General features: G+C 63.8%; 15 protein-coding genes. 11 read left to right on the forward strand and 4 right to left on the reverse strand.

The genetic code is table 11. The annotated features are described in order from the left end of the window. The first annotated feature begins 118 nt into the window (after positions 1-118). The 11 genes from coxB to IVB19_RS27290 all read left to right on the forward strand — a co-directional run bounded on the left by coxB (position 119) and on the right by IVB19_RS27290 (position 11,940). Positions 119-1,093: a cytochrome c oxidase subunit II gene (gene coxB, locus IVB19_RS27240; RefSeq protein WP_247820143.1), complete on the forward strand. Its 975-nt coding sequence runs from the start codon at positions 119-121 to the stop codon at positions 1,091-1,093. Continuing rightward, entirely contained in the window at positions 1,090-3,003 is a 1,914-nt protein-coding gene (gene ctaD, locus IVB19_RS27245) for a cytochrome c oxidase subunit I (protein ID WP_247820144.1), read from the forward strand. Before coxB ends, ctaD begins: the two co-directional genes overlap by 4 nt. After that, positions 3,000-3,599: a cytochrome c oxidase subunit 3 gene (locus IVB19_RS27250; RefSeq protein WP_247820145.1), complete on the forward strand. Its 600-nt coding sequence runs from the start codon at positions 3,000-3,002 to the stop codon at positions 3,597-3,599. The genes ctaD and IVB19_RS27250 overlap by 4 nt, the downstream gene beginning before the upstream one ends. Beyond that, positions 3,596-3,949, forward strand: a complete 354-nt coding sequence (locus IVB19_RS27255) for a hypothetical protein (RefSeq protein ID WP_247820146.1) — start codon at positions 3,596-3,598, stop codon at positions 3,947-3,949. The genes IVB19_RS27250 and IVB19_RS27255 overlap by 4 nt, the downstream gene beginning before the upstream one ends. After that, complete coding sequence (locus IVB19_RS27260) at positions 3,937-4,860, forward strand: cytochrome c oxidase assembly protein (RefSeq protein WP_247820147.1); 924 nt, start codon at positions 3,937-3,939, stop codon at positions 4,858-4,860. The genes IVB19_RS27255 and IVB19_RS27260 overlap by 13 nt, the downstream gene beginning before the upstream one ends. Positions 4,861-4,932: 72 nt before the next feature. Next, the gene (locus IVB19_RS27265; RefSeq protein WP_247820148.1) at positions 4,933-5,724 is read left to right on the forward strand and encodes a GlcG/HbpS family heme-binding protein; all 792 of its coding nucleotides are present in this window, start codon (positions 4,933-4,935) and stop codon (positions 5,722-5,724) included. Between the two features lie 111 nt (positions 5,725-5,835). After that, positions 5,836-7,692, forward strand: coding sequence for a PQQ-dependent dehydrogenase, methanol/ethanol family (locus IVB19_RS27270; RefSeq protein ID WP_256474565.1), 1,857 nt, complete (start codon positions 5,836-5,838; stop codon positions 7,690-7,692). After that, the gene (locus IVB19_RS27275) at positions 7,676-8,515 is read left to right on the forward strand and encodes a substrate-binding domain-containing protein (protein WP_247820150.1); all 840 of its coding nucleotides are present in this window, start codon (positions 7,676-7,678) and stop codon (positions 8,513-8,515) included. Before IVB19_RS27270 ends, IVB19_RS27275 begins: the two co-directional genes overlap by 17 nt. Then, positions 8,515-9,150: a c-type cytochrome gene (locus IVB19_RS27280; protein WP_204511980.1), complete on the forward strand. Its 636-nt coding sequence runs from the start codon at positions 8,515-8,517 to the stop codon at positions 9,148-9,150. Before IVB19_RS27275 ends, IVB19_RS27280 begins: the two co-directional genes overlap by 1 nt. Positions 9,151-9,166: 16 nt before the next feature. Beyond that, positions 9,167-9,535 (forward strand): c-type cytochrome, encoded by a 369-nt coding sequence (locus IVB19_RS27285; RefSeq protein ID WP_018460405.1) that lies wholly within the window; start codon positions 9,167-9,169, stop codon positions 9,533-9,535. Between the two features lie 26 nt (positions 9,536-9,561). Then, positions 9,562-11,940 (forward strand): glucose/quinate/shikimate family membrane-bound PQQ-dependent dehydrogenase, encoded by a 2,379-nt coding sequence (locus IVB19_RS27290; protein WP_247820151.1) that lies wholly within the window; start codon positions 9,562-9,564, stop codon positions 11,938-11,940. Here IVB19_RS27290 and IVB19_RS27295 read toward each other — a convergent pair. The 4 genes from IVB19_RS27295 to IVB19_RS27310 all read right to left on the reverse strand — a co-directional run bounded on the left by IVB19_RS27295 (position 11,900) and on the right by IVB19_RS27310 (position 16,300). After that, positions 11,900-13,726: an SDR family oxidoreductase gene (locus IVB19_RS27295; RefSeq protein WP_247820152.1), complete on the reverse strand. Its 1,827-nt coding sequence runs from the start codon at positions 13,724-13,726 to the stop codon at positions 11,900-11,902. The genes IVB19_RS27290 and IVB19_RS27295 overlap by 41 nt on opposite strands. 57 nt (positions 13,727-13,783) lie before the next feature. Beyond that, positions 13,784-14,185, reverse strand: a complete 402-nt coding sequence (locus tag IVB19_RS27300; protein ID WP_026234025.1) for a hypothetical protein — start codon at positions 14,183-14,185, stop codon at positions 13,784-13,786. Between the two features lie 22 nt (positions 14,186-14,207). Then, on the reverse strand, positions 14,208-14,402 hold the full coding sequence (locus IVB19_RS27305; protein WP_018460409.1) for a hypothetical protein: 195 nt from the start codon (positions 14,400-14,402) through the stop codon (positions 14,208-14,210). Between the two features lie 1,010 nt (positions 14,403-15,412). Next, on the reverse strand, positions 15,413-16,300 hold the full coding sequence (locus IVB19_RS27310) for a sigma-70 family RNA polymerase sigma factor (protein ID WP_247820153.1): 888 nt from the start codon (positions 16,298-16,300) through the stop codon (positions 15,413-15,415). Positions 16,301-16,303 lie beyond the last annotated feature (3 nt).

The raw sequence follows: 16,303 nt of genomic DNA on the forward strand, positions 1-16,303 counted from the left end.
GGCCAACCGCTCCGGTTAGCGCATAGGAACCTTTGTAGGCCTGCCCGGTTCCGCCTGTGAAACGGAGTGCGACAAAGCGTCAATGCAGGTCTGGGTGCGAAGAGTTCTGGTGTTGGGCATGACCTTGCCGCTTGCTGCGTGCGCGGGCCGGCAGTCGGCGCTCGACCCACAGGGGCTGCAATCCGACCAGATTTGGCACACGCTGTTCATCTTCCTCATTGTCGCGGCGATCGTCTGGACCGCTGTCGTCATCGTTCTGGGCATCGGGCTCTTGCGCCGGAAGCGCGCAGCCGATCAGCCGCTGGACCTCCACCAGCCCTTCGAACAACGCTCCGGGCGTGTCATCCTCGCGCTTGGGATTGCGACCACCGTCGTCGTGCTCGGCCTCTCCTTGGTCAGCTATGCCGGTCAGCACACCGTCTTTGCCAAGAACGAGAAAGCCCACACGCTCAAGATTATCGGACATCAATGGTGGTGGGAGGTTCGCTATGAAGCCGACAGTCCGCACCAGAGTTTCGTGACGGCGAACGAGATCCGGATCCCGACCGGCCAACCGGTGAAGGTCGAGCTGGAATCCGCCGACGTCATCCACAGCTTCTGGGTGCCCAGCCTGACCGGCAAGATGGACTTGATTCCCGGTCAGAAGAACGAGCTGCAATTCACGGCAAAGAATGCCGGCGTCTATCGTGGACAATGCGCCGAGTTTTGCGGGCTTCAGCACGCCCATATGGCATTCGCCGTGATCGCGCTGCCGCCCGACGAGTTCGGCCGCTGGCGCGACCATGAAAACCAGAGCGCGAACAGCCCTACCGATCAACTCGGCAAGCAGGGCGAGGCTCTGTTCCGGGCGCGCGGCTGCGCACTGTGTCACAACATCAGCGGTACGATGGCCGGCGGGCAGCTGGGTCCGGACCTCACGCATATCGGCAGCCGCACGACGATCGCGGCGGGAACGTTGCCGAATAATTCGGCCACGCTCGGCGCCTGGATCGCCGATCCCCAGCACATCAAGCCCGGCAATCTGATGCCGAGGATGCCGCTGCAATCGGATGAAATGATCGCCATCATTCATTATCTGGAGCAGCTCAAGTGAGCATCGCCGCTGAACCAAATGAGTTGCGGGACGACGTCCTGAACGGCCTTCGACTTTCCACACAGCTGGAGAAAGTGTGGCGCACGCCGTCCGGCTGGATGGGCGCGCTGACGTCGGTCGACCACAAGGTGGTCGGCCGCCGTTACATCATCACGGCGTTCGTATTCCTGCTCCTCGGCGGCCTCCTCGCGGTCCTGATGCGCATTCAGCTGGCCGGGCCGGAGAAGACGTTTCTCTCGGCCGACAAGTACAATCAGGTTTTCACCATGCATGGCTCGACGATGATGTTCCTGTTCGCCGTGCCCGTGATGGAGGCGTTCGCCGTTTATCTCGTGCCGTTGATGGTCGGCACGCGGAACATCGCCTTTCCGCGACTGAACGCCTTCAGCTATTGGATGTTTCTGTTCGGCGGCTGCTTTCTCTGGATTTCCTTTGCGCTGAATGTCGGCCCGGACGTTGGCTGGTTTGCCTATGTCCCGCTCTCCTCGCTGCAATTTACGCCGACAAAGCGCCCGGATGTCTGGGCGCAAATGATCACCTTCACCGAGGTCGCGGCGCTCGCCGTCTCCGTGGAAATCGTCGTGACTGTGTTCAAGCTCCGCGCGCCCGGCATGACGCTCGACCGCATTCCCCTATTCGTCTGGGCCATGCTGGTGACGAGCTTCCTTGTAATGTTCGCGATGCCTTCGATCATGGTCGCATCGACGTCACTGATTCTGGATCGCCTCGTCAACACGCGCTTCTATGATTCCTCCTCGGGCGGACATCCCCTGCTCTGGCAGCATCTGTTCTGGTTCTTCGGCCATCCCGAGGTCTACATCATCTTCATCCCGGGAACGGGAATGGTCTCGGCGATCCTCGCGACGTTCGCGCGGCGGCCGGTGATCGGCTATCCCGTGGTGATCCTCTCGTTGATCGCGACCGGCTTCCTGTCGTTCGGTCTCTGGGTCCACCACATGTTCGTCACGGGCCTGCCGCAACTCGGCGCGGCGCTGTTCACAGCCTCCAGCATGCTGATCGCGGTGCCGAGCGGACTGCAGATCTTCTGCTGGCTGGCAACGCTCTGGGACGGGCGTCCGGTGTACCGGACGCCGCTGTTGTTCGTGATCGGCTTCATCGTGATCTTCGTGCTCGGCGGGTTGTCCGGCGTCATGGTCGCCTCGGTCCCGATCGACACCCAGGTGCACGACACCTATTTCGTCGTCGCCCACTTCCATTATGTCCTGATCGGCGGCGCTGTGTTCCCACTGGTCGGCGCGGTCTACTACTGGTTTCCCAAGATCGCCGGCCGCATGCTCAGCGAGCGACTCGGGCGCTGGAATTTCTGGCTCGCCTTCATCGGCTTCAACGTCGCCTTCTTCCCGATGCACATTCTCGGGCTGATCGGAATGCCGCGCCGGGTCTACACCTACACCGCCGACATGGACTGGGCGCACCTGAATCTCGTGTCCAGCGGTGGTGCTCTCATTTTCGCGCTCAGCTTCGCGTTGCTTTTGGTCAATGTGGTCTACAGCTTGCGTAAGGGCGCGCTCGCAGGCGACAATCCCTGGGATGCCTCCACGCTGGAATGGGCGACGTCATCGCCGCCCCCGCCGCAGAATTTCGACCGCATCCCGGTGGTCAAGCACCGCGATCCGCTGTGGGCCGATAGCGAGAGCCTGCCCGTGGTCGCGGGTCTGAGCGCCGAGCGGCGCGAGGTCCTGCTGACCTCGCTCGCCGAAGCCGAGCCGCAGGTCCGCGAGGCCTCGCCCGAACCCAGCATCTGGCCGCTGCTCACAGCTATCGCAACGACCGTGTTCTTCATCGGCTCGATCTTCACGCCCTGGGCGGTGCTCTGGGGCACGCCGCCGATGGCCGTCACCTTGATCGGCTGGTTCTGGCCGAGCGGCAGCAAGGAGGACGAGGAATGAGACAGACCATCGTCCGCAATGTCGCTGAACTGCCGACTTACGGCTATGGCCCGCGCAGCGGACCGTGGTGGGGCGCGATGGGCTTCATGGCGCTGGAAGGCATGGGCTTTGCCATTGCCATCGGTGCCTATCTCTATCTCTACGCCGTCAACCCAACTTGGCCGATCGGCGCCTCGCCGCCCGATCTCTGGCCGGGCACGGCCGAAGTCGTGGTCTATCTGCTGAGCATCATCCCGAACGAGATCACCAACAGGGCCGCGCACCGGCAGGATCTCACGAAGGTGCGGATCGGTCTCATCGTGATGGCCCTGATCGGGATCGCGCTGCTGGTGCTGCGCGGCTTCGAGTTCGCGCATCTCAACACCCGCTGGGACAATTCAGCCTACGGCTCGATCGTATGGCTCATTCTGGGGCTGCACACGACCCACCTTGCCACGGATGTCGGCGACACGGTCGTGCTGGCAGTGTTGATGTTCACGCGCCATGCGAAACCGCGTCGGTTCAGCGATGTGACCGACAACGTGTTCTACTGGAATTTCGTCGTGCTCGCCTGGCTGCCGCTCTATGTCTTGCTCGATTGGGTGCCGCGCCTATGACCGCAGCCGATCAACAATCCAGACTGCTCTACTGGGCCGGCGTTGCGCTCGGGCCCATCGCGTGGGGTATCAATTTGCAGGGCGTCTACGTGCTCGCGCACTTCTCCTGCGAACAGACCAGGATCAGCGGCGCGATCATGAGTGCGGCTCTCGCTATCGTCGCTCTCGCAGGCACTGTCATTTCAGCCCGCGCCGTTCGGCGCGGCGCGGGGGCTGAATGGGCCGATGCGCGGGGTGGCGGACCACGAACGTTCATGGCCTGGCTCGGCGTCGGCTCCGGCGTGCTGTTTTCGCTGGTGATTGCGAACCAGTTCGCCGCCTCGCTCATGATCAGCCCATGCCTGCGCTGAGCTTTGCAGCACTGCTGCTCGCGCTGCTCGCGGCGCCGGCCGATGCGCACGGACTATCGGAGGTCGATTCCGGTTCGCTGTGGAGCTACGATCCCTGGCTCATGGCTCCGCTCTATGCCGTCGGTATCGGCTTCTATGTCGGAACGCAGCGGCTCTGGCATCATGCGGGTGGCGGCCGTGGCGTCAGCTTCCGCCAGGTGGCCGCGTTCTGGACCGGATGGCTGGTGGCCGCACTTGCCGTGACCTCGCCGCTGCACTGGCTCGGCGAGCGTCTGTTCACCGCGCACATGGTCGAGCACGAACTGCTGATGGTGGTCGCGGCACCGCTGATGGCGTTCGCCCGGATCAATGGCCCGCTGCTGTGGAGCCTGCCAGCCCGGCTGCGCCCGGCCACGGGTCGCATGCTCAATTGGCCGATCCTGGCGTGGCCGTGGCGTTTTGTAAGCCACCCCATGAGCGCGACCATCCTTCACGGCGCAGCGCTCTGGGTCTGGCATGCACCGCCTTTATATGCGTGGGCGCTCGAGAATGCGGCGATCCATCGTCTCCAGCACATCAGCTTCTTCGCGACTGCGCTGTTGTTCTGGTGGGTGCTGCTGCATGGCCGCGGTCAGGGCCGCAGCACTCGAATTCGCGACGGCATCGCTGTCGCGTGCCTTTTCATCACCATTTTGCATTCCGGCGTGCTCGGAGCTCTGCTGACCGTGTCGCCGCGGCTGTGGATCCCAGGCCAGGGCGCCCTCGCCGGGGAATTCGGCCTCTCGGCACTCGAGGACCAGCAACTCGCCGGCATCCTGATGTGGGTGCCCATGGGCATACTCTACACGGGGGCTGCGTTGTTTTTTGCTCACCGGTGGCTGACTGCGAACGGCGGCCATTCCCGCCTGCCGCTCCTTCAACATCCGGGCTGAGCGACGCTGCATAGGAACCGCAACTTCTCTTCGAACGTTCGCCTGCCGACTGCGACACTCCACGGAGGCCACATGGAAAAACGATCCGTCAGGGCGGCAACGGCTATCTTCACCGCAGCACTCTTGATGCCTGCAGTCTTGAACGCGCAGGACCAACCCCAGCCAGGGATGTCGTGCCCGGTCGATCATGACAAGCTCGCCGATATCCTCAAGAAGAGTGTCAAGCCGGGCGGCGGCCCAAGCAACGGAGGTCTCGACAACAACGAATGGGCTGCAGTCGTCAATCGGCAGGGCGTCGTCTGCGCAATTGCCTACAGCGGCGGCAAGGTCGACGACCAGTGGCTGGGCAGCCGGGCCATCGCGGCCGAGAAGGCCAACACGGCGAATGCGTTCAGCCTGAAGGACAAGGCGATCGCGACCGCCAATCTCTATGCCGGTGCGCAGCCCGGCGGGTTCCTGTTCGGAGCGGCACTCGGCAACCCGCCGTCTCCGGAAGCCTTGTACGCCGGATCTCCCGACAACTTCGGCACGGCCAGCGATCCGATGGTGGGCAAGCCGATCGGCGGCACGATCGTGTTCGGGGGAGGGCTGGCGCTCTATGACGGCAACGGCATCACGGGCGCGCTGGGCGTCAGCGGCGACAGCTCCTGCGCCGATCACAACGTGGCCTGGCGCGTGCGTCACCAGCTCGGGCTCGACCGCGTGCCGGCCGGCGTCAGCCCCAACATGAAAGACGCAATCATCTATGACATCGGACCCGACGGCAAAAGTCCGTCTGGATTTGGCCACCCCAAGTGTAACGGCAAGGAAGATCAGATCGCAGTTGACCTCGGCGCCGGCGTGTCCGGCAACGTCGTGAGATAGCTCATCGTCGGTCTCACCTCTTTGGAACCAAGCGAAGTCGGAACGTTTGTAGGTTCGTAAACCGGCCTGCAACGGCGCACGGCCTCATCACTGCCGTGGAGATCTTTACATATGTTAGTGCGTGGTCTCACGCGTTTGCTGGGCCGACTTCCAGGCTTCCTTTGTGCCCTTTGCGCGTCCTGCGCGTTGCTGTCGTCCGCCTCGGCACAGAGCGATCTCGCCAGCCGCATGAAAGATCCCGGCCAGTGGCCGATGGCGGCGCGCGACTACGCCAACACCCGCTATAGCAACCTTGATCAGATCAACACGTCCAATGCATCGCGCCTCCAGCTTGCATGGACGTTCTCGGTCGGTGCCGATCGCGGCCAGGAGGCGGCGCCGCTCGTGGTGGACGGCACCATGTATGTGGTCGGCCCCTATGCCGGCCCCTACCCCAATCGGGTATTTGCACTCGATGCCACGACCGGGGAATTGAAATGGTCCTACGCACCGAAGCCGGAGCCCGCTGCCGCGGGCGTTGCCTGCTGCGACGTCGTCAATCGCGGACTCGCCTTCGACAACGGCAAGGTCTTCCTCAACACGCTTGATAACCACACGGTCGCGATCGACGCCAAGACCGGCAAGGAGCTGTGGCATACGAAGCTCGGGGAGATCAACAAGGGCGAGACCATCACGATGGCTCCCGTCGTGGTCAAGGGCAAGGTGCTCGTCGGCAACAGCGGCGGCGAGATGGGCGTGCGCGGCTGGGTCACCGCGCTCGATGAAAACACCGGGGCCATTGCGTGGCGCGCCTACGCCACGGGCCCGGACAAGGACGTGCTGATCGGCGACGACTTCAAGCCGTTCTACGACAGTCTCAAGGGCAAGGATCTCGGCGTGAAGACGTGGCCGGCCGACCGCTGGCAGGTCGGCGGCGGCACGATGTGGGGATGGATCTCCTACGATGCCGAACTCAATCTGATCTACTACGGCACAGCCAATCCGAGCCCATGGAACGCCAACCAGCGCAGCGGCGACAATCTCTGGAGCACCACAATCTTTGCCCGCGACCCCGACACCGGCCGCGCCAAATGGGCTTACCAGATCAACCCGCACGACCTGTTCGACCACGACGAGATCAACGAGAATGTGCTCGTCGATCTCGAACTGAATGGACAGCCGCGCAAGGTGCTGATCCACCCGGGCCGCAACGGCTATATGTACGTGATGGATCGGGCGACCGGCGAAGTCATCTCGGCGGACGCGTTTGAATTCGTCAATGCCTATAACGGCGTCGATCTCAAGACCGGCAAGATCATCCCCAACGAGGAGAAGACGCCGCTCGCCGGCAAGACCGTCGAGAACATCTGCCCGGCCGCGCCGGGCGCCAAGGACTGGCAGCCAACCGCCTGGTCGCCCCGCACCAAGCTGCTCTACGTGCCGCATCAGCATCTTTGCATGAATTTCAAGGCATCGCAGGTCGGCTATATCGCAGGCACACCTTATGTGGGCGCCGATGTCGACATGTATGCCGGCCCCGGCGGCCACCGCGGCGAATTCATGGCGTGGGATCCCGTCGCGCGCAAGAAGGTCTGGGAGATCCACGAGAAGCTGCCGGTCTGGAGCGGCGCGCTGGTTACGGCAGGCGACGTCGCGTTCTACGGCACCATGGATCGGCTGTTCAAGGCCGTAGATGCCAAGGACGGGCATGTCCTCTGGCAATTCCGCGCCGGCTCCGGATTCATTGGCCAGCCGATCTCCTATCGCGGCTCCGACGGACAGCAATACATCGCGATCCTGTCGGGCGTCGGCGGCTGGCCGGGTGTGGTGGCCAACGCCGAGGTCGATCCGCGGGTGCGCAACGGCGCGCTCGGTTTTGTCGGTGCGACCCAGGATTTGCCGTTCTACACCGCGGGCGGGAGTGAGCTGCTGGTCTTCAAGCTCGGCGGCGCGAATGGTGAGGACACCAGCCATGCGCCTTCGAAATAGTTATCCCGGCATCGCTCTTGGTTTTCTGGTCGGGCTTGCAACCACGGCGGCGGCAGCGTCGGATCGCGAGCTTCGCGTCTGTGCCGATCCCAACAATCTGCCTTTCTCGAACAGCGCCGAAGCAGGATTCGAGAACAGGCTCGCGGCCATGGTGGCCGAGCATTTCGGCCTGCAGGTCTCCTACACCTGGTGGGCGCAGCGCCGCGGCTTCATCCGTAACACGCTGAAAGCCGGCAAATGCGACGTCGTCATGGGCGTGCCGTCCGGCTATGATCTCGTCGAGACGACGAAGCCGTATTATCGCTCGAGCTACGTGTTCGTCACGCGGCAGGACCAGCACCTCGAGCTTTCGTCCCTGCTCGACCCACGCTTGCATCACCTCGCAATCGGCGTGCATCTGATCGGCGATGACGGCAACAATCCCCCGCCGGCGCAGGCGCTCGGCGAACAGGGCATCGTCGACAACGTCCGCGGCTACTCGATCTACGGAGATTATCGCGAGGCCAATCCCCCGGCGCGCCTGATCGAAGCCGTCGAAAGCGGCAGCCTCGATGTCGCCGCAGCCTGGGGTCCGCTCGGCGGATATTTCGCCCAGCGCTCTCTCGTCCCCCTGACGGTCATGCCGATCCGGGATTACGAGCGCTTTGCACCTCAGCAGTTCCAGTTCGCCATCGCGATGGGCGTGCGCAAAGGCGACGACGCCTTGCGCGACCGACTGAATGCATTCATCGACGAGCACCGGTCCGAGATCACTTCGCTGCTGCTCAGTTACGGCGTTCCCCTGGCGGACCAACCGGCTATGGTATCGGGAGGACATGAGTGATGTCTGCTCCAGTGCTGCGCGCAAGCGCCCTATCACTACTGCTGGCGGTCCTGCCGAATGGCGCGGGGCTGGCCCAGCAGACTTTGCCGCAGTCGCAGGAGGCGCAGATGCCGACGCTGTCTCCGCGCCCGAACTTCGGTGGCAGCGTCGGCAATGGCAGGCCCGGCGTCTTCATGCAGGTCCCGGTCAGTCACCTCCATCCCGGCGCGCAGCCGGACCCGCCGCAGATCAAGAACCCCGTGCAGGGCGATCCCAATGCGGAGCAGCGCGGGATGACCTACTACGTCAACTTCAACTGCGTCGGCTGCCACGCGCCAAATGGCGGCGGCGGCATGGGTCCGGCACTGAGCAACAACAACTTTACTTACGGCTCGCAGCCAGAGAACATTTTTCTCTCGATCTACCAGGGGCGGCCGAATGGAATGCCGGCCTGGGGCGGCGTGCTGCCCGACAGCGTGATCTGGGATCTCGTCACCTATATCGGCAAGATCAGCAACGAGCCGAGCCACCAATGGGGCCGAACCTTTTCCGCGAATCTGCCTTCGCCCGAAGTCGAGCAAGTCCCGAGCGAGCAGGTCTCGACGACCGATCCCTGGTCTGCCACCAAGTCTTTCAATTTCGGCCAGAAGCCCTGATCGCCGGGAAGCAGCGATGGCAAATCCGATCACGAGATTGCTAGTCACCGCGCTGCTGGCTACCACAGGCGCCGCCTGCAAGGCTGCGGGCCCGGACAACTTCACCGGCGACGCGCGTCGTGGCGCCGACCTCGTCAAGCAGTATCACTGCGGCGGCTGTCACGATATTCCCGGCATTGCCGGCGCCGAAGGCAATGTCGGCCCACCCTTGCATCGGATCGGCACGCGGACCTACATCGCCGGCTACATCCAGAACTCGCCGGACAACATGGCTGATTGGATCGAGGATCCACAGCGGGCGTTGCCGGGCAATGCCATGCCGAGAATGGGCATCCCGCAGAAGGACGCGCGGGACATCGCGGCGTTTCTCTATACGCTGAAGTGACCATCATGCCTCCCATGCATCGTTCAATGAATTGGCTCCGTGACGCGCCATTGCTGGCCATCACCATTGTGCTCGTCGCCATCATGGGACTGGGCCTCCTCGCGGGCGGTGCCTGGCTCGCGGCCCTCGGTGGCTCCGTCTACTATCTGATCGCGGGCGTCATGCTTCTGCTCACGAGTTGGCTGCTCGCGCGCCGTCGTGCCGAGGCGCTCTGGATCTATGCCGCGCTGCTGGCGGGAACGATGGCCTGGGCGATCTGGGAAACGGGCTTCGATTTCTGGTCTCTGGCGCCGCGCGGCGACGTGCTCGTGCCGCTTGGCCTGTGGCTGATACTTCCCTTCATTGCCTCCCGCCTGGGGCCTCGCTTGCGCGCGGCGCGATGGGCGCTTGGCCTTGTGTTGGTCGCCGCAGCCATCGTCGTCGGCATGTCCCTGACGAGCGATCGCCGCGATCTTGCCGGCACGATACCTGAGGGCGAAACAACGGGTGCCATTGCGTCTCCCGAACCGGACCAGCCCGCTGCCGGCCAGAACTGGACGGCCTACGGCGGCAGCGGCTTCGGTACGCGCTTCTCGTCGCTGAGCCAAATCACCAAGGACAACGTCAAGGACCTCAAGCTCGCCTGGGAATTCCGCACCGGCGATCACAAGGGCCCGGACGATCCCGACGAGATCACCAACCAGGCGACGCCGCTCAAGGTGGGCGATCTGCTCTACACCTGCTCGCCGCACCAGATCGTGTTCGCGCTCGAAGCCGCGACCGGAAAACTGCGCTGGAAGTTCGATCCGCAGGTGCAGCACAACAAGGCCTTCCAGCACATGACCTGCCGCGGCGTGTCCTATCACGCGACCAAACCCGGCGCGATAACTGCCGACGGCACGCCGGCCCCGAGCGATTGTGCGGGGCGCATTTTCATACCGACCAACGACGGACGGATGTTCGCGCTCGATGCGCAGAGCGGCGTGCCTTGCCAGGATTTTGGCAATCAGGGACAGATCGATCTCAAGCAGGGCAGCGAGATCCAGACACTCGGCTTCTACGAGGGCACCTCGCCGCCCGTCGTCACGGACAAGTTGCTGATCGTCGGCGGAGCGGTGATCGACAACTATTCCGATCGCGTGCCGTCGGGCGTGATCCGCGGCTTCGACATCTATTCAGGACGGCTGATCTGGGCATTCGATGCCGGCAATTCCGATCCGAACGAGATGCCCTCGGCCTCGCATCATTTCACGGCCGGCTCACCCAATTCGTGGAGCATTTCCGCGGTCGACGAGAAGCTCGGACTGGTCTATGTGCCGCTCGGCTCGAGTTCTCCGGATATTTGGGGCGGCGGCCGTTCGCCCGAGAACGAGCGCTACGATTCGGCATTGATTGCCCTCGATCTCATGACCGGGAAACTGCGTTGGTCGTTCCAGAACGTGCACCACGATCTCTGGGACATGGATATGCCGTCGCAGCCCAGTCTGGTCGATTTGCGCCTTAACGGCGGCGTGACGCCTGCGATCTACATCCCGGCAAAGACCGGCGACATCTTCGTGCTCGACCGCCGCGACGGGCGTCAGCTGGTGCCCGCACCGGAGAAGCCGGTGCCGCAGGGCGCCGCGAAGGGAGACCGGCTGTCGCCGACCCAGCCCTTCTCGGAGTTGAACTTTCGCCCGCCCGGCATGCTGACCGACGCGCAGATGTGGGGCAGCACGATGTTCGACCAACTCGCCTGCCGGATCAAGTTCAAGCGCCAGCGCTATGAGGGGCCGTTCACGCCGCCGTCTGAACAAGGCACGCTGGTGTTTCCAGGAGACTTCGGCATGTTCGAATGGGGCGGCATTGCCGTCGATCCGCAACGCCAGATCGCGATCGCGAACCCTCAATCGATTCCCTTCGTCTCGCGTCTCGTGCCGCGCGGGAAAGACAATCCGGCAGCGCCGAACGCGGCGCATCCGCCGGGAACCGAGCTCGGCGTGCAGCCGATGTACGGCGCCCCCTATGGCGTCGACCTCGGCATTTTCCTCTCACCGCTCGGCATCCCCTGCCTTGCCCCGCCATGGGGCAACATCGCCGCGATCGATCTCAAGTCGCACAAGGTGGTCTGGCAGCATCGCATCGGCACGATCCGCGATCAGGCCCCGCTGCCGCTGCCATTCAAGCTCGGCGTTCCCATGCTGGGCGGTCCGATCGTCACCGCGGGCGGCGTCGTCTTCATCACGGGAACGATGGATGACTACATCCGCGCGTTCGACGTTCGCGATGGCAGACGGCTTTGGCAGGACCGCCTTCCTGCCGGCGGCCAGTCGACGCCGATGACCTATGAGGCCAACGGCAAGCAATATGTCGTCACGGTCGATGGCGGCCACGGCTCGTTCGGAACTAAACTCGGCGATTACGTGCGGGCCTACGCGCTGCCGTGATCTGCCTCGGCAGGACATGCTTGTGCTTGGCGACGCCTTGTCCCGATCTGCCAGCGCGACGCGCAACTGCTGAAGCCAGGAGAGCCACGCCCGCAGCTAGTCCCAGCGCCGCGAGCCCCTGACTGATGACCCCGGCAGGTGGGAGCTGCTTGCGTGACAGCCAACCGCCATCGATTGACGTGCCCTGCGGACCAGCTTCGATCATGGTGCCCTCGCTGCTCTTCGCCGGGCGCGCGCGCGACAGCAGGTACCGGAAGGCAACCCCCAGGATGTTCTCGGTAATCTGCGGAGCCATCGCGTAGGCAATTTGGCCGGCACGCGCCGGCCAGCCCACGGCGACCTCATCTTGGGGTGCGCGGACGAGGCTCACGAACGTCTCGGCAACGTCCTCCGCCTGATACAGCAGCGGACCGGGATCGATCGTCCGGCCGGACATGTTGGCGCCGTGGACGAAGCCCGGCGTGTCGACCATGGCCGGGAAGACGCCGCAGACATGGATGTTGCGATGAGCCCTGAGCTCCTGACGCAGGCTCGCGGTGAAGCCCCGAAGGCCGAATTTGCTCGCTGTGTAGGCCGCAGCAAAAGGCGTCGGAGCCCAGCCGCCGAGCGAGATGTTGTTGATCAAGATACCGCGGTTCTGGCGCAGGAAGATCGGAAGCACCGCGAAAGCGCCATGCATCGTGCCGAGGAGATTGACCTCGATCGTTCGGCGATGAAGTGCGATATCCGCGTCCTGATAGGCCCCGAAAACGCCGGTGCCGGCGTTGTTGATCCAGACGTCGATGCCACCGAGCGCGTCTTCCGCCTCTCGGGCCAGCCGCTGCACCGCGTCGGCATCGGTGACATCGGTCGGGATTGCCAATGCGCGGCCTCCGAGCGCCTCGCATTCTGCAGCGAGGCTCGTCAGGACTTCGGCACGGCGTGCCGCCAGGACCACGCTTGCGCCCTTTCCGGCGAAGGCCAGCGCCGCAGCACGCCCGATTCCGCTCGAGGCACCGGTTATGACGACGCGCGTGCCAGTCATTTGCCGCGGCTCGGATCCGGAGCCGCCCGCCGGAAGCAGCCAGTTCAGGGATCGCCGGAGACGCTCGGTTCCGTCCGCTTCGAACCAGTCGCCATGCGCGAAGATCACCCGCTCCGGCGACAGCCGTATGAGCCGCTCGGCTGCCGACCGCACGGAACGGCCGCCGAGGCGCAGCAGCAGTCGCAGATAGACCGGCGCCGTTCCGTTTGGCTTGGAAATGCCGAGGAGGTTTGCCGCGGCCTCGTTTGACGCGCTGAGATCATCGGGATCGAGATTTTGCACCAGATCCGTCAGGATCAGTGTCCGGCTGCGCTTGTCGAACAGCTCGATCTCGGAGAACATCGGAGCGTTCACCGAGACGGCTTCGAGGTCGGCCCTCCATTCCTCAGGCGTCGCCTCTCCAAGCTCGCGGTCGATGTGGATCCGTGCCGCTCGAACTTGCCGACGCGCCGAAAGGCCGCGCGCCGCGAAAGTCGTCACCTGTGGCAGCTCTCTCTGCCAGTCGGACAGGAACATCCAGTGCGCGATATTCGGCGCGAGCAAGTACCTTATCGGCCCTAGCCGCTCCAACTCACCGCGGAGAGTCGGCGAATGTCTCACCGGCGAATGCAGCACGAGATCGCCGTTCGAGAGCCGAATGACGGTCATACGCACCGGAAGTTTCAGACCGGCAGCGCTGATCGGGGCATCGTCCACGACCCAGATATCGTCCGTCGCTCGCGACAAACGGGCCGTCGACAAGGTAGCGTCGGAACTTTGCATGAGCGTCTTCCATCACAAGGCGTTTGCTCAAGCTTCGGGAGCGACGCTCGTTCCTCGCTAGGACGCCCGAGCCTGCATGCGGGCATTGCGTCGGCGACGGCGCGCGGCGAGTCGTCCTCGGATCCTCTCCGCCGGAATGTGCCGCGAGATCGCCGGGGCAAGCTCTGGTTCTGAGGGAGGTTGTTGGGTGGCAATCGGCGCTTGGTCCGGACGAGCTTCCATCAGACCGAGCACGGCGCGGCCCTTGGCCGTGATGCGCCACCCGCCATTTGTCCGGTCGATCAGCCCTTGCGAAAAGATGTCCAGCCCCGGCACCCGCCCGGCGAGCCGCCGGGTGCGCTCGGTCCAGTCGCGACCGCTGGTCGCCAGAATGGCCATATCCCGCTTGAGATCCTCCATGGCCGCGAACCCATCCGGGTAGCTCACCAGGATCTTGAGGACCGTCACGTGGAAATTCACCCCTGCCCCCACATGACCATCATCACATCGTCGGGACTTCTGAAAGGGCATTGCGGGCCGCTAGTTTGAGACGATCCGCAGAGATGTCGCCCCTGCTTGCAGTCTCCAGAAGCTTCGAGGCTACGCGAGTCCTGGCGCCGATCTCACAGCGTGGAACAGCTTCACACACCTCGTCCAGAACGGTGCGCAACAACGCCTTGGTCGCGGTATCGATCATGGAAAGCCCCGGCGGAAAGGTTCACGGTAGGGCAATCGCTCGGGCCAGGGATTCAACATTGTTAATGATCTTAAAATTTCGCTGCCTGGCCACTGCCGGCTTAGCGATGTCTTGGGCCTGCTGTGCGCGACCTTGCGGACTCCTGCTCGGCATTGCTCGTGAAATCGGGGAACCTCCGTCGTCGGCCAATCGTTCGCATGCCATGGAGATTGTCGTTTTCGCGGTCCTCGTCCTCCTGGTTGCGACTGTAGTTCGGCATGCGTGATGGCGAACCGCGCAGCTTCGCATTCTCGCGGCTGATTCCGCCCGAGCTTTGCTTCGTCGCTTCACCCTCTTGTCCAAGAGCGCGCAGGGAAGGCCGGGTGCCGGCTGGCACCCGCGGTCCGCTGCGCGAAAAGCACACGCAGGAAAACCGCACAGCAGCATACAGGTGTAGCCAATCACTCGGCCTTCCCTGCGCGATGGTTGGACGGCTTATGCCGTGCTCTCCCGGGAGCCGAGTTCCTGCTAGCCTCCCTCACCCCAGCGAAATTCACCGGCACCGCGCCGGTTGACGCAGATGCCGCATTCGCCAGGGCTTGACCGTAGCAACGACGGCCAGGACCACACGGTTTTGCCGTACGCACGGCCCGCCATTTCGCCGCAGTATTCCCAGCCCTGTCGACGGAGCCGGAAACTTACAGACGAGACGAAGCCTAGCAGCGCCGCTCGTCGGAACGCAGCCTTGGGCTCACGGAGAGCAATCCGCCCTGCCCTTAGCCTCTCGCACCCGAACGCTGCCGCGTCCACCGCAAGCCCGGCTCGCGAACATGACGACCACAAGATCGCCCCTCAAGGATGAGCCGGGATGGCCAACATATACGCCGTTTCCGAATTTCGGTAAAGCGGGATATATTTGTGGGGAGGGGTTGACGGGATGGCGGGTGTTTTGCCCGACGGGCAGTCCTCCCATTCAACCTGCCACGGCCCTCTAGTCAAGCGACGCGCCTGCTCCGATGGAGAAGGCGAGTTCACCCTCTATCCACCACGCACTCCGCACCATCAATAACATAGGCTGCGTGACGAAAATCCCTGATGGTGGCGAGCTTGCCGGCGGACCAGTCGAGAAGCATGAAATATTTCGCCCGCCCGGCCGGCTTATTCGGATCGAACACGAGGATCGCGGGACGTCCCTCGACCTGCCCCGTCACCAGGTGCCAGTCCCTGTTCTTCGAATAATTGCCGAAATAGTTCGACACCTCGGCCTTGCCTTTCAGCCTGGTACGGTTGACGAGCTCGAGCCTGACGTCGTCGGCGATCATGGCGCGGATCGCGTCGAAGTCGCGGGCATTGAAATGGCCGACATAGGCGTTGAGTCGCGTGCGATCTGCTTCCGACAGGCCCGGCTGCGGCACATCGTCGGGCTCTCCGGCGAACTCCCGCAGCTGCGTGCGTCCGCGATGCAGCGCGGCCTTCACCGCCGGCAGGCTGAAATCCATGATGTCGCAGACCTCGGCAAGCGAGCAGCCGAGCACGTCCATCAGGATCACGCTGGAGCGCTGCGCCACCGGCAGCCGCATGAAGGTGCGAAGGCTGGTCGCGGCGATCTGGCGGCTTTCCACATCATCGAGCTGGTCGGCAATCATCTCCACCTCCTCAGCCGAGTGCAGCGCCTCCTGCCGGTTGCGGCGACGCAGGAAATCCAGCGCGGTGTTGTGCGCGATGCGAAACAGCCAGCCCTCCGTATTGACGGGCGTGACCGATTGCAGCGCTTCCATCGCCTTGATCAGCGCATCCTGCAACACATCCTCACCGTCGATGACCGAGCCGACCATGCGGGCGCAGTAGCGATGCATTTTCGGCCGCATCCGCGCCAGCAGGGCCTCGGTATCGATGGTGGCCAGCGGGTCTGGCGCCATTGC

The sequence above is a fragment of the Bradyrhizobium sp. 187 genome (genome assembly GCF_023101005.1).
In the GTDB taxonomy this organism is placed as follows: domain Bacteria; phylum Pseudomonadota; class Alphaproteobacteria; order Rhizobiales; family Xanthobacteraceae; genus Bradyrhizobium; species Bradyrhizobium canariense_D.